This is a genomic window from Phyllobacterium myrsinacearum (genome assembly GCF_002980555.1).
GTDB lineage: Bacteria > Pseudomonadota > Alphaproteobacteria > Rhizobiales > Rhizobiaceae > Phyllobacterium > Phyllobacterium myrsinacearum.
Genome location: NZ_PVBT01000001.1, coordinates 128,722 through 142,982, shown reverse-complemented (window position 1 = coordinate 142,982; position 14,261 = coordinate 128,722). Strand labels below are relative to the sequence as shown.

12 protein-coding genes are annotated in these 14,261 nt (G+C 60.6%); 4 read left to right on the top strand and 8 right to left on the bottom strand.

What is annotated here, in order from left to right; genetic code table 11:
- Positions 1 to 2 precede the first annotated feature (2 nt).
- On the bottom strand, positions 3 to 1,934 hold the full coding sequence (locus C5750_RS00665) for a bifunctional 5-dehydro-2-deoxygluconokinase/5-dehydro-2-deoxyphosphogluconate aldolase (RefSeq protein WP_105733043.1): 1,932 nt from the start codon (positions 1,932 to 1,934) through the stop codon (positions 3 to 5).
- A gap of 135 nt (positions 1,935 to 2,069) precedes the next feature.
- Complete coding sequence (locus C5750_RS00660) at positions 2,070 to 2,912, bottom strand: MurR/RpiR family transcriptional regulator (protein WP_105731947.1); 843 nt, start codon at positions 2,910 to 2,912, stop codon at positions 2,070 to 2,072.
- 160 nt (positions 2,913 to 3,072) lie between these two features.
- Between C5750_RS00660 and C5750_RS00655 the strand changes: the two genes are divergently transcribed.
- On the top strand, positions 3,073 to 4,206 hold the full coding sequence (locus tag C5750_RS00655; RefSeq protein WP_105731946.1) for a Gfo/Idh/MocA family protein: 1,134 nt from the start codon (positions 3,073 to 3,075) through the stop codon (positions 4,204 to 4,206).
- 76 nt (positions 4,207 to 4,282) lie between these two features.
- Here the strand turns inward: C5750_RS00655 and iolG are convergent, their stop codons facing one another.
- The 6 genes from iolG to C5750_RS00625 all read right to left on the bottom strand — a co-directional run bounded on the left by iolG (position 4,283) and on the right by C5750_RS00625 (position 11,364).
- Entirely contained in the window at positions 4,283 to 5,272 is a 990-nt protein-coding gene (iolG, locus tag C5750_RS00650) for an inositol 2-dehydrogenase (RefSeq protein ID WP_105731945.1), read from the bottom strand.
- 54 nt (positions 5,273 to 5,326) lie between these two features.
- Positions 5,327 to 6,352 (bottom strand): ABC transporter permease, encoded by a 1,026-nt coding sequence (locus tag C5750_RS00645; RefSeq protein WP_105731944.1) that lies wholly within the window; start codon positions 6,350 to 6,352, stop codon positions 5,327 to 5,329.
- A 28-nt stretch (positions 6,353 to 6,380) separates the two neighbouring features.
- Positions 6,381 to 7,922, bottom strand: a complete 1,542-nt coding sequence (locus C5750_RS00640; protein WP_105731943.1) for a sugar ABC transporter ATP-binding protein — start codon at positions 7,920 to 7,922, stop codon at positions 6,381 to 6,383.
- 75 nt (positions 7,923 to 7,997) lie between these two features.
- Positions 7,998 to 8,927: a sugar ABC transporter substrate-binding protein gene (locus tag C5750_RS00635; RefSeq protein WP_105731942.1), complete on the bottom strand. Its 930-nt coding sequence runs from the start codon at positions 8,925 to 8,927 to the stop codon at positions 7,998 to 8,000.
- 452 nt (positions 8,928 to 9,379) lie between these two features.
- Entirely contained in the window at positions 9,380 to 10,207 is an 828-nt protein-coding gene (locus tag C5750_RS00630) for a TIM barrel protein (protein WP_105731941.1), read from the bottom strand.
- Positions 10,208 to 10,332: 125 nt separating this feature from the next.
- A complete protein-coding gene (locus tag C5750_RS00625) occupies positions 10,333 to 11,364 on the bottom strand; it encodes a LacI family DNA-binding transcriptional regulator (RefSeq protein WP_105731940.1) in 1,032 nt (343 codons plus the stop codon).
- Between the two features lie 164 nt (positions 11,365 to 11,528).
- Between C5750_RS00625 and C5750_RS00620 the strand changes: the two genes are divergently transcribed.
- The 3 genes from C5750_RS00620 to C5750_RS00610 all read left to right on the top strand — a co-directional run bounded on the left by C5750_RS00620 (position 11,529) and on the right by C5750_RS00610 (position 14,251).
- Complete coding sequence (locus tag C5750_RS00620) at positions 11,529 to 12,623, top strand: fatty acid desaturase family protein (protein WP_105731939.1); 1,095 nt, start codon at positions 11,529 to 11,531, stop codon at positions 12,621 to 12,623.
- Positions 12,624 to 12,698: 75 nt separating this feature from the next.
- A complete protein-coding gene (locus C5750_RS00615; protein WP_105731938.1) occupies positions 12,699 to 13,016 on the top strand; it encodes a MocE family 2Fe-2S type ferredoxin in 318 nt (105 codons plus the stop codon).
- A 2-nt stretch (positions 13,017 to 13,018) separates the two neighbouring features.
- Positions 13,019 to 14,251, top strand: coding sequence for an NAD(P)/FAD-dependent oxidoreductase (locus tag C5750_RS00610; protein ID WP_105731937.1), 1,233 nt, complete (start codon positions 13,019 to 13,021; stop codon positions 14,249 to 14,251).
- Positions 14,252 to 14,261 lie beyond the last annotated feature (10 nt).

Genomic DNA, 14,261 nt, shown 5'->3' with positions numbered 1-14,261 from the left:
TGCTATGCCGCTTGTTGCTTGCGGCTGGCAAGCCACGCCCTGGTCAATTTTTCGAAACGATCGGCCATATCGGCAATGGCCGCCTCATCGGATATCTTCCCCGCCAGCCATTGTTCGGCGGCGTCCATGAAAATGGTGCGGCCAACGGCAAAGCCTTTGACGACAGGGGCGTTGGCGGTGGCAGCGAACGCTGCTTCCAGCTCATCCTGCGGCGCTTCCAGCCCGAGCAGGACGACACCGCGGCACCACGGATCGTTCTTTTCGATCACCGCCTCGATCTTCTTCCATGTGGCGGCAGAAGCCTGCGGCTCGAGCTTCCACCAATCGGGCTTGATGCCAAGCGCATAAAGCTCTTCTAGCGCCCGCGGAATGGTCATGTCGTCGAGCACCCCGTGCTTGCCGGCAATGATCTCGATCAGCAGTTCACGCCCGACCTTGCGCGCCGCTTCGAACAGGGTGCGCAGCTTCGCCTGCTGCTCCGCCTTCAGGTCGGCCGGATCGTCCGGGTGATAGAAGCACAGGCATTTGATGCAATGATCTACCGGCCATTCCGCCAGCTGTGACCCGATATCCTGCGAGAATTCAAAACGCAGCGGGCGCGAACCCGGCAGTTCGACCGGGCGGCCGAGCCAGTCGAAATTGTGCCGGGCAAATTCGAACATCGCCTCGCGCCCGAACTTTTCATCGAGCAGCATGCCATAACCGCTACGGCCATCCGCAACCAGCGCGGCGGCCTTGACGGCCAGTTCCTTGAATACCTGCACCCGGCCGATATCCGCGCCAAGCCTTTTGGAAAGGTCCTCAAACTGCACGCGATGGTCAATGGCAAAGGCCATCATGGAAGGGATGTCATGGCGGCGCGTGGTTGCCCAGTGCACGTGATTGATCGCCTCGTCCTTGCGCAGGGCATGCTGCGGGCTGCCGTGTTCAAGGAAGAATTGCAGCTCTTCGAATGTCGGGATTTCCGGCGAACACAGGAGACGCGATACCGCAAAGGCGCCGCAGGCATTGGCCCAGGTCGCCGCCGTGGCAAGACTTTCGCCGCCGAGCCAGCCGCGCAGGAAACCGGACATGAAGGCGTCGCCCGCGCCCAGCACATTGAACACCTCGATGGGAAATCCCTTGCCGACAATGCCGTCTTCAAGATCGTCCGATATGGCGCCCTCATAGACGATACAGCCCATCGGCCCGCGCTTGAGCACGATGGTCGCATGGGCGGAAAGCGCCCGGATGGTCTTCAAAGCGGCGAGCAGATCAGCTTCACCGGAGGCGATCAGCACTTCCTCTTCCGTGCCGACGATCAGGTCGCAGTCGGCCAGCACTGTCTTCAAATGGCTCGATACGGCATCGGAGGCGATATAGCGGCTGTCGCCGGCCCCGTGACCGGCGAGTCCCCAGAGGTTCGGCCGGTAGTCGATGTCGAACACCACCTTGCCGCCCGCTTCCTTGATCAGGCGGATCGCCTTGCGCTGGGCGGCATCGGTATTGGGTTTTGAAAAATGCGTGCCGGTGACGACCACGGCGCGGGCCGAGCGGATGAACTGCGGATCGACGTCGTCCTCGTTCAGCGCCATATCGGCGCAGTTCTCGCGGTAGAAAATCAGCGGAAAGCTCTTGTCGTTCTCAACCGACAGGATGACCAGCGCCGACAGCCGTTCCGCATCGGTGATGACACCATCGACCGCCACGCCTTCGCGCAGCATCTGCTCGCGGATGAAACGGCCCATCTGCTCGTCGCCGACGCGGCTCAAAAGCGCTGAGCGCAGCCCGAGACGAGCGGTGCCGATGGCGATATTGGCCGGGCAGCCGCCAACGGATTTGGCGAAGGATGCGATGTCCTCGAGGCGGGAGCCGATCTGCTGGCCGTAGAGATCCACCGACGAGCGGCCAATTGTGATGACATCAAGCTTTTTGCCTGTTGCAGCGCTGCCCATGACGATCCTCCCGATATGCTGATCCATCCCGCTGAAAACAGGCCGGGAATTTTTGCATATGAAATAATAATTCTATCAAATCGTCAATATGGAATGTATATTCTTTTTAGATTTCCCGTATTTCATTTGGCGCTGTTACAGGCTGCGGCGCCGTTCCGCCACGCTGACCGTCAACGCCATGGCGAGCGCCATTGTCCCGGAGAGAGACCGGAAACCGGAGAAATCTCCTTCCGCCGCCTCGAACCAGACGCTGGCCGATTGTGCCAGCGGGGAAAATGCGCTGTCGGTAATGGCAACGACAGGCACGCCGCGCGCTGCCAGCGCTGCCGCATGCTCGACTGTTGCCGAGGCATAGGGCGAAAAGCTGATGGCAATGGCCGCATCCTGCGGCCGGGCAAAGGACAGGATTTCCGGGTCGATACCGGCCGTCGATTCAATCAGCTGATTGCGGATTTTCAGTTTGCCAAAGGCATAGGCCATATAGGCGGAGATCGGATAGGACCGGCGGCGGGCGATGAGATAGATCGTGTCCGCATGCGCCAAAACCTCCACCGCCCGCTCCAGCACATCCTCCTCGGCACTGCGGGAAATGGTCTGGATGGATTGGCTGGCCGCCGTCAGGAAACCGTTGAGAATGACGCGGTTCTTGGAAAGCCCGGGCGTATCACCGCGCAGGCCTGACAGCCGTTCTTCATACGAGCCCTGGCGTTCCCGCAGGCGCTCGCGGAACACGGATTGCAGGCTGGTAAACCCGTCAAAACCCAGATGCTGGGCAAAGCGGATAAGCGTGGAGGGCTGCACGCCGGCCGACTGGGCAATGCTTGCCGCTGTGCCGAAGGCGATTTCATCGGGATTGCCGAGGGCATAGGCCGCGATCTGAGCCAGCCGCTTGGGCAGGAGCTGGCGGCGATCCAGGATCAGCGTGCGCAAAGCATCGAAGTCCTGCGGCAGAGTTGCTTCTGTGGCCGTGCTGCCCATTGCGAATCGTTCCCCTTGGTTTTGCGATACGGATGGCGAGACTACCAAAATAATCCATTCCGCAAAACGGATCAGTTATTCCATTTTCATCCGTTATAGATTACTTCAATCAACATCTGCAAGAGATGCAGACATCCTCAAATGTCGTGGGAGTGAAGACATGTCGGGTCAGGAGAATGCGCGCGCACTGGGTGTAGGGCTGATCGGAACCGGTTTCATGGGCAAATGCCATGCCCTGGCCTGGAATTCCGTCCGTGCGGTTTTCGGCGATGTGCCTCCGGTCCGTCTCGTGCATCTGGGCGAAGCCAATGCCGCGCTTGCCAGCCAGCGCGCCGCCGAGTTCGGCTTTGCCAAGGCGTCGGGCGACTGGCGCGCCGTCATCAGCGATCCCGATGTCGACATCGTCTCCATCACCACGCCCAACCAGTTTCACCCCGAGATGGCGCTGGCCGCGCTTCAGGCCGGCAAACATGTCTGGTGCGAAAAGCCCATGGCCCCGGCATTCGACGACGCCAAGGCCATGACCGCTGCGGCGAAACAGTCCGGCAAGGTTGCGGCGCTCGGTTATAATTACATCCAGGGTCCGGCCATCCGCCATATCCGCCAGCTGCTGGCGGAAAAGATCATCGGCGACGTCAATCATCTGCGCATCGAGATGGATGAGGATTTCATGGCCGATCCCGACGCGCTGTTCTACTGGAAGCATGCTGCGACATCAGGCTATGGCGCGCTCGACGACTTTGCCGTGCATCCCCTGTCGCTGCTCTGGGCGCTGTTCGGCCGGGTCAGCCGGGTCATGTGCGACATGTCAAAACCCTATGCCGAGCGCAGGACGCAGGACGGCGGCATGAAAGCGGTTGAAACCTATGACAGTGCCAGCGTGCTGCTGCATATGGAAAACGGCGTGGCCGGTACACTGCAGGTCAACCGTTCCGCCTGGGGCCGCAAGGGACGCATTGCCCTGCAGATTTTCGGCTCGAAAGGCTCGATCCTGTTCGATCAGGAACGCGCCAATGAATTCCAGCTCTACGTCACGGCGGACAGGCCGACGGAACAGGGCTACCGCACGATCCTGACCGCGCCGCATCACGATCCCTATGGCCGCTTCATCCCGGCTCCCGGCCACGGTCTCGGCTTCAACGACCTCAAGATCATCGAATGCCATGAACTGATCAAGCGCATCAATGGTGAGACGGCGCATCTGATCGGGTTTGAGGATGGTCTGGAGATCGAGCGCACCGTGCACGCCATGGCCCGGTCATTCAATGAACAGCGCTGGGTGGACGTGCGGTGAGAGGGGATTTCCCTCTTCACCCTGCATAGAACCGCCCTGCCGGTGGCCGCACCGGCAGGGCGTTTTTCATTGAAACTTAGAGATTGATCGTCTTGCCTTCCTTGACCGACCGCAGGGCAGCATCAGCCAGCGCCAGGGCGATCAGGCCATCCTTGCCGCTCGGCGCGGCCTTGGCGCCGGTCGCAATCGCATCGATGAAAGCTGCGATCTCGTTGGCATAGGCTTCCGTGTAGCGGGTCATGAAGAAATCATGCAGCGGCGGACGGGTATAACCATTGCCATTGGCGACTTCGATTGACACCGGACGCTGGTTCTCCGCCGCCACCATGCCCTTGGAGCCATGCACTTCGATGCGCTGGTCATAGCCATAGGTGGCGCGGCGCGAATTGGAGATGACGCACTGCTTGCCGGAGGCGGTCGAGAGAATGACGCTGACACTGTCATAATCGCCGAGCTCACCGATCTTCTTGTCCACCAGAACCGAAGCATGAGCGGTCACGGCCACCGGGTCCTCGCCCAGCAGGAAGCGCGCCATGTCGAAATCATGGATCGTCATGTCGCGGAAAATACCACCGGAACGGGTGATGTAGTCGGCGGGCGGCGCACCCGGATCACGCGAGGTAATGGTCACCATTTCCACCGTACCGATGGCGCCATCGTCGATCGCTTTGCGCACGGCGGCAAAATGCGGATCGAAGCGGCGGTTGAAACCGACCATCAGGGCGGCCTTGGTTTCATCGACGACGGCAAGGCATTCCTCGACGCGCTTCACATTGAGATCAATCGGCTTTTCGCAAAAAATCGCCTTGCCGGCGCGGGCAAAGCGCTCGATCAGATCCGCATGTGTATCAGTTGGCGTGCAGATGATGACCGCATCGATATCCCCGGCCTTTTCGATCTCATCGATGGTGCGGATGTCGCAGCCATAGGCGCCCGCAAGGTCCTTTGCCGCCTGTTCGAACGCGTCTGCCACCGCTACAAGTTTCGCCTGCGGGTTGGACATCACGGCCTTTGCGTGAACCTTGCCGATACGGCCCGCACCGAGCAGGCCAAAGCGTACAGTCATTTCATTACCTCTTGGAAAGAAGCCCGGATGGGTTCCGGGCATTACAGATTGGTTTCAGACTTTTCTCTTCTTCTGGCGATAGACGTCCACGACGACCGCCGCAACGATAATCACGCCCTTAATGATTTCCTGGTAATAGGCATCGACCCGCAGGAAGGTGAACCCGGAAATCATCACACCGAGAATGATGGCGCCGATCACCGTGCCGGTGATGCGCCCGACGCCGCCAGTCAGCGACGTCCCGCCGATGACGGCAGCCGCAATCGCATCCAGCTCATAGGTCACGCCCATGCCCGACTGCGCCGTCTGGGCACGCGCCGCGGTGACGATACCCGCAAGACCGGCCAGCACGCCGGCGATGGCATAGACCTTGATCAGGTGCCGTTCGACATTGATGCCGGAGACGCGCGCCGCCTGCACATTGGCGCCGATGGCATAGGTGAATTTGCCGTAGCGCGTGTACCGCAGCGCGATGTGGAAAATGAAGGCCACGACCAGGAACACCACCACCGGCCAGATGCCTGTGCCGATGAAATTGAACTGGTCGGTGAGCCCCGAAACCGGCGAGCCCTTGGTGTACCATTTGGCAACGCCGCGCGCCGACACCATCATGCCAAGCGTCGCGATGAACGGCGGAATCTTGGTCTGCGCGATCAGCGCGCCATTGACGATACCGGCAAGCAGGCCGATTCCGAGACCGATGGCCAATGGAACGATGAAAGGCAGGTCCGTCAGGCCGGGATAAACGGGCCTCGCCCAGGTCGAGGCCTGCGCGAAACTCGCGGCGATCATCGCCGTCATGCCGACGACGGAGCCCGATGACAGATCGATGCCGCCTGTGATGATGACCTGCGTCACGCCGACGGCGATAATGCCGATGACCGATACCTGCAGGATGATGATGGTCAGGCGCTGCTGGTTCATCAGAAAGCTCTGCCCGACGAAAATCCAGCCGAGCACTTCATAGATCAGGGCGATGCCGATCAGGACCAGGAGGATGCTGACCTCGGGCGGCAGCCGCCGCCCCTGCTTCGAGATCGCCGGTGCGGCTGCCTTCGCGGTTGCTTGTTCGCTTGTCATTGTTGTTCCTCCCCGTCCGGCAGCGGCTTCACTTGGAAGCCAGCTCCATGACTTTTACCTGGGTTGCCTCTTCCCGATCCAGGAAACCGGTGACGCGGCCCTCATGCATCACCATGATGCGGTCGCTCATGCCGAGAACCTCGGGCATTTCCGACGAGATCATGATGACGGCAACGCCCTGCTTGGCGAGTTCGGAAACGAGGCGGTGGATTTCCGCCTTGGCGCCAACATCGATGCCGCGCGTCGGTTCATCGAGAATGAGAATTTTCGGATTGGTCAAAAGCCAGCGGCCGATCAGCACCTTCTGCTGGTTGCCGCCGGAAAGATTTTCGACCCGCTCCTGCAGATTGGGCGTCTTCACCCGCAGCTTGTCGCTCATCACCTTGCAGGCCGCGGCAATACCCTTTTCCGAAACAAAGCCGAATGTGACGAACCGGTCCTGCAGCACGGCGATCTGCATGTTCTCCAGAACGTCGAGAATGAGCAGGCAGCCGGTTTCCTTGCGGTCTTCCGTGATGAAGGCCATGCCATGCTGGATCGCCTGGTTCGGCGAAGCGATGGCAACCGGCTTGCCGTTGACGGCAATCGAACCCGTCGTGGCGGGTGTCACGCCGAATATGGTTTCGGCAACATTGGAACGTCCCGACCCGACCAGCCCGGCAATACCGAGAATTTCGCCCGCCCGCACATCGAAGGAAACACCGCTGAACACATTCTTCAGCGCAAGGTCTTTCACCGAGAGCACGACCTCGCCGATCGGCACTGTCTCCTTCGGGAACATCTGGGTGATCTCGCGCCCGACCATCATCTTGATGATGTCGTCGCGCGTCACGTCGGTGGATGCATGCGTGCCGATATAACGGCCATCGCGGAAAACGGAGAATTCGTCGGCGATCTCGAACAGCTCGTTCATCTTGTGGGTGATGTAGACGATGCCGATGCCCTGGCTGCGCAGGCTGCGGATGATCTCGAACAGATGCGCCACCTCGCGCTCGGTCAGCGCCGAGGTCGGCTCATCCATGATCAGCACATCGGATTCGTAGGAGACCGCCTTGGCGATCTCCACCATCTGCCGGTTGGCGACGCTGAGATCCCGCACCTGCGCTTCCGGATCAAGCGCGATGTTCAGCCGCTTGAACAGCTCGGCCGTCATTGCAAACATCTTGCCGTGATCGACAAAGCCGAACATGTTTTTCGGCTCGCGCCGGATCCAGATATTCTCGGCCACCGTCATGAAAGGCATCAGGTTCAGCTCCTGATGGATCATGGCAATGCCGTTTTCCAGCGCATCGAGCGGCGATTTCAGCCGGATCGGCAGCCCCTTCAGGAAAACCTCGCCCTGATCTGGAACATATATTCCAGCCAGGATCTTCATCAGCGTGGATTTGCCGGCACCGTTTTCGCCCATCAGCGCATGCACTGTCCCGCGCTTCAGGCGAAACGACACATCGTCCAGCGCCAGGACGCCGGGAAACTCCTTGCGGATACCTTCAACATTCAAGAGATATTCGGCCTTCGGCACCGCACCACTGGCGCGAACCGCAGCCATCGTTGTTGGGCTGACTGCCATAGTCGTCTCCTCCCGAGACATTGAGCAAAGGCCGGAACGCGCCCAAAAGCGCGGTCCGGTGCAAGGCGCGGCGCCTTAGTTCTTGGACTGGTACTTCGACAGATTGTCCGGCGTCACCAACTCGAAAGGAATATAGACCTTGGTCTCAACCTTTTCGCCCTTCGACAGCTTCAGAGCGGCATCGACCGCACCCTTGCCCTGACCGGCGGCATTCTGGAACACGGTCACGTCGAGATCACCGGCGGCCATGGCAGCAAGCGCATCCTGTGTGGCGTCAACGCCGGCCACGACAACCGTATCCATCTTGCGTCCGGCAGCCTTGAGGGCCTGGATCGCGCCGATGGCCATTTCGTCATTGTTGGAAATGACGGCATCGAATTCCAGACCGGCGGAGAGCCAGTTCGTCATGAGGTCGGCACCCTGGGTGCGCGACCAGTTGGCGGTCTGCTCCTCGACGATGGTAAGGCCCTTGCATTCATCCGTGGCGATCACGTCATGAATGTCCTTCGTCCGCTGGCGTGCTGCCTGGTTGGACAATTCACCCATCATGACGACGATTTTGCCCTTGCCCTTCAGAAGCTTGCAGACTTCCTTGGTTTCCAGCGTGCCGGACTCGACTTCGTTGGATGCAACAAAGGCCTGTTTTGCCGGCAGTTCGTTGACGTTGACCGGTTCACGGTTGACATAGACCAGCGGAATGCCCGCAGCCGTCGCCAGCTTCGACATGGCGGCTGTCGCGTCCGTATCCACCGCGTTGACGATGATGGCATCGACCTTCGAGGCGATAAAGTTCTGGATCTGGCTCTGCTGCTTGGCAACGTCGTTCTGCGCGTCTTCCACCTGCAGCTTCACGCCATCCAGCGTCTTGGCATAGTCCTGCATGCCATTGCGCAGGACCGTCAGGAAGTTGTCGTCGAACTGCGCCATCGACACGCCAATATTGGCGGCCAATGCCGACGTGCTCATCAAGGCTGCAACAGCCACGCTCAATATCAGTTTTTTCATTTCGTCTCCTCCACATGGTGCCCGGCCACACCGTCCTGATCCGGAAGCTCCGCAAACATCGGCATCGTGGCCATGCAACCCCTGCTGCCAGCGATGCCTCTGCCCCTAGAGTGCGCGAAACGCCGCGCAAACTTTTCTGGACTTGTCATACGGAATATAAAAACCGTCGCATCCAGTTTCTGAAATATTTATTCCATTTTCTCAAGAGGGCGTCAAGCAAGATTCCAACCGCGGGGATCACAAAAGCGGCCCGTATGCGGAAGTTTCCCGCCGATCAAGCCACAACGGCATCGCCACGAATAGAGCGGGCACAAACTGCACTGCTGTGCATCCGTTTGGTGCGCATACGATATTCCCATCGTCCGGCAGAATCGCAGCTGGAGACAGGAAACAACAAATCACCGGCAGACGGGATTTCTCCCGGCCGCCGGTGTCTGGAACCATTCGATCTGTCAGGCCAGCTGGGATTTGATCAGCGCAATACTCTGCGACAAAGCCCCTGCCGGATCGTCGTGCTGCTGCACTTCCTCGGCGAAGGGTTCAAACGAAAACACACCGGCATAACCACCGGCAAGCAAGGCCCGGATCTGCGCTGTATTGCCGAGGCGATCCTGCCCATCGACGAGGACACGATGCGAATCGCGCATGTCGCTTAACGAGACAGCGGCATCGGTGACACCAGAGATGTGCACCAGCCCGGTCCATTGCGGAAAGAGCGCCGGTTCCCCGGCGAGATGGTGATGAAACGTATCATGGACGATGCGGAACGTGTCCTCCCCGCCAACCGCTTCGATGGCCTCCACCGCTTCGCGTTTTGAGCGCAATGAACAGATTTCGAAGCCGAGCGGTTCGACAAATCCAAAAAGCCCCCGCGCCGTCAGGATCGGCTTGAGCGCTGTCAGCGCCGCACGCAGATTGGCCTGCCGCGCACCATCCTCCTGGCCGGTCCCGTCATTGACCGGCACCAGAACGAGAGCCGCCGCTCCCGCATCCCTCGCATAATCGGCGAGTTCAATGGCTTCCTTTTCGCGCTCGGGCGTCCATTCATTGAAGCGCTGCAACGCATTGATCGTCGCGATCTTCACCCCGGCTGCCGCCGCCTGCGCGCCAATATCCGCCGCAGGCGTTCCGTCGATGATGGCGTTGCCGGTAAGATCATTGCGGATTTCCACGTCCCGCACACCGATGGCGCGCGCCAGTTCGAAAAATGCCTGCGGCCGCAATGCCGGTGTGACCATATGATTGATTGCAAAAACCGGTGCGGAACGCGTCGCGCTCATCGGAAAACCTCCAAGGAATGAAATGCCAGCACAATGCCAGCGCCGCGCGAAACATCTGTTCCATTCAGCCGCCAGTCAATCACCCCAACGCTGCAGAAACTATCATTTCTGATAGATTCGTCCCGTCAGATGTTTTCAGGCAGATAAATATCGAAGGGCAGAAAGGTTTGCCCCGGCGTGTTGGCTGCGCCGGTTTCGATGACATGGCCCATCAGCTCCACCAGTTCGCGGCAGAGACGCGGCAGCGGGGTGGCAATGGCCATCGTGACGACCTTATCGGCCAGCGCCGCGCGCGATTCCGGCGTGATTTCATTGCAGATCATCACCGGCGGTTCCGGCAGAATGCTCTCGCGCAGGGCTGCGATCGCCCCTTCCATGCCGCCGCCGGCGACATAACACCCCGCCAGATCCGGATGGTGTTTCAGAAGGTTGAGCATCGCCTCGTGCGTGATCTGCCGTGTCTCCAGATTGATCAGCGTATCAAGCACGGTAAACTCGGGCGCTTCTTCGCGGAAAAACGAGCGGAAGCCGATTTCCCGCAGCTCATGCCCCTGAAACCGGTGACTGCCGACAAAGATCGCCACCTTGCCCGGACGGCGCGCCGTTTTGGCGATCATCCATGCCGCCGTGCGCCCCGCCTTGCGGTTGTTCAGGCCGACATAGCCCTCGCGCACACCGGCGGCAAAATCGGACAACAGGGAGAAAACGGCAATGCCCCTCGCCTTCAGGTCTTCGATCACGGCGGTGATCGACGGATGATCGGGCGCGACGAGTGCGACCGACTGCGTGCGCCCGGCCAGAGACCGCAGCTTGACGATGATATCCTCCGGTGCCAGCGACGGACAGAAATCGACAACGGGCACGCCGCGGAAATGCGGCGCCGCATGCACCGCCTGATCGATTTCCCGGGCGAAATCCTGGTAGAAATGCTGGCCAGATTTCTGCAGGAGAAAACCAAGCCTGTATTCCGGCAGTTCCTGCCGCATGCGCTGGCGGATCAGCCCCGCCGCGTGATAGCCGATGCTGTTGGCGGCGTCATAGACGCGCCGCGCCGTTTCCTCGCGCACGGGCAGGCGGTTGTTGAGCACGCGGTCCACCGTCGCCACGCTGACCCCGGAAACCCGGGCAAGATCGGCAATTGTCGGTCTGTTGGCCATATCGCCTCGAATGATAGATTCTATCATGAAACCGTATCATTCAATGATGGAGATTGATAGGTTTTCATCATCGCGAATTGAGCATGGCCTCCCCCGCCGCTACACTTCCCGCATCGGCCTCAGGTGTTTGAACCGTGTGTGCCGAAGGATTGGGAGGTCCTGCCATGGACGCAGCATTGCCGGCATCACGCGATTACAGCCTCGTTGGCCGCGATTCACAGCGCGCCGTGGAGACCGGGTTGGCAGCCGCCGAATGGTATCACACCGATGTGCCGCGCAAGGCGATGAAGGAGCTGATGAAGCGCGAGGACGGGCCTGCCATACGCGACACGGCGATCTGGCTCGGCAGCATGGTTGTCCTTGCCGGGCTGGGCATTCTGCTTTGGGGCACGGTCTGGTGCATCCCCGTCTTTCTCGCCTATGGCGTGCTCTACGGCTCCGCCTCGGATTCGCGCTGGCACGAATGCGGCCACGGCACCGCCTTCAAGACCCGCTGGATGAACGATGCGGTCTATCAGATCGCCTGCTTCATGATCATGCGCAATCCGGTGACGTGGCGCTGGAGCCATGCGCGTCACCACACCGACACGGTCATTGTTGGCCGCGATCCGGAGATTGCCGTCATGCGTCCGCCTGATCTCGTCCGCCTCATCCTGAATGTCTTCGGCATTCTCGATGTCTGGCATGCGGTTGCGGATATGTTGCGCAATGCCGCCGGGTTTGTCAGCGCCGGGGAAAAGAGCTTCATTCCCGCGCAGGAGCAGCACAAGGCCGTGCGCTTCGCCCGCATCTGGCTCGCAATCTATGCCGTTGTCATCGCCCTTGCTGTTTATACCGGCTCGCTCCTGCCGCTGATGCTGGTCGGCCTGCCCCGTCTGTACGGCGCGTGGCACCATGTCCTGACCGGCTTGCTCCAGCATGGCGGGCTTGCCGACAATGTCATCGATCACCGGCTCAACAGCCGCACGGTGCTGATGAACCCTGTCAGCCGCTTCATCTACTGGAACATGAATTATCATGTCGAGCATCACATGTTCCCCATGGTGCCCTACCACGCGCTGCCGCGCCTGCACGCCATGATCAGGCATGACCTGCCCGCACCCAATCCGTCCATCCTCGACGGCTACCGCGAGATGATCCCCGCCTTTCTGCGCCAGTTGCGCAACGAAGACTATTACCTCAGGCGCGAATTGCCGCTGACGGCGAAACCCTACCGCGAGGAATTCCACGGCGAGGATGCCCGCGCCGCAGCGGAATAGAATTGGTAAGAACAGGCTTACGAATAAGACCAGTGAGCAGGGCCTGCGCAGCTCTTGCCAAAGGGAGGAAAGACCATGAGCGACTGGATTGAAGCCTGCACGGCCGATGCTATCGATGAGGAGGATGTCATGCGTTTCGATCATGAAGGCCGGACGTTTGCGATCTATCGCAGCCCCGATGACGAATTCTTCGCAACAGACGGGCTTTGCACCCACGAACATATCCATCTGGCTGACGGGCTGGTCATGGACGACATCATCGAGTGCCCCAAGCACAATGGCCGGTTCAACTACAAGACCGGCCAGGCCAAGGGTGCGCCGGTCTGCGTCAACCTGAAGACCTATCCGGTGAAAGTCGAGGCCGGCAAGGTCCTCATCCAGCTGGCTTCCTGACGATGGCCGCCGGTATGGTCATCGTCGGCGGCGGCGAATGCGGTGCCCGCGCCGCCTTCGCCTTGCGCGAGAACGGCTATGACGGGCCGGTCACGCTGATCGGTGCGGAAAAGCACCTTCCCTACGAACGTCCGCCCCTGTCCAAGGACGTGATGACGTCGCCGGAACACCCCCTTGCCAGAACCATCGCCGGGAATGACCGGTTCGCCGAGCAGGATATCCGCTTCCTTGGCGGCACGGCCGCCATTGGAATAGACCGGAAAGCCAAAGAAATCATCTTTGCAGGTGGCGATCGCCTCGCCTATGACAAGCTGCTGCTCGCGACGGGTGCCGTACCCCGCCCGCTGCCGCTGGCGGCGCAAAGCAGGCATTGCACCTATCTGCGCAGCTATGACGATGCGCTGGCCATCCGGGCGCGCCTGCAGTCGGGCGCGCGCATTGTCATTGTCGGCGGCGGCTTTATCGGGCTTGAACTGGCGGCCAGCGCGCGCCAGCGCGGCGCCGCAGTGACCGTGCTTGAAACCCAGGCGCGGATTCTGATGCGCGGCGTATCCGAGGAAATCGCCGCGGTCATCGCGGAACGTCACCGGCAGGAAGGTGTCCTCATCCGCTACGGCATTGCCATTGCAGCGATCACCGACCGGGACACCGGCGTCACCATGACGCTTGCCGGTGGTGAAAAGCTTGAGGCGGACCTCGCCGTCATCGGCATCGGCGCAATACCGGCAACGGCCCTCGCCGAGGCAGCCGGGCTTGAAACCGCCAATGGCATCCTCGTCAATGCGTATCTGCAGACGAGTGACCCGGATATTTTTGCCGCGGGCGATTGCTGCGCCTTTCCACTTGCCCTCTATGGCGGGCGGCGGGTGCGGCTGGAAGCGTGGCGCAATGCGCAGGAACAGGGCACGCTCGCCGCCCGCAACATGCTTGGGCTTTTGGAACCGCATCGCGCCGTTCCGTGGTTCTGGTCCGATCAATATGAGCTGGGATTGCAGGTGGCCGGGCTTGCCGACGAGGCGAGCCAAACCATCCGCCGCGATCTCGATGAGAGCGCGTTCATCCTGTTCCACCTCGCGGCGGACGGGCGCCTCGTTGCCGCGAGCGGCATTGGTCGCGGCAACAGCATCGCCCGGGATATGAGGCTGGCGGAAATGCTGATTGCCCGCAGTGCCTGTCCCGATCCGGCCGGTCTTGCTGCCCCGGACGTCAAACTCAAATCGCTGCTCGCAGCCTGAAACGGACGGA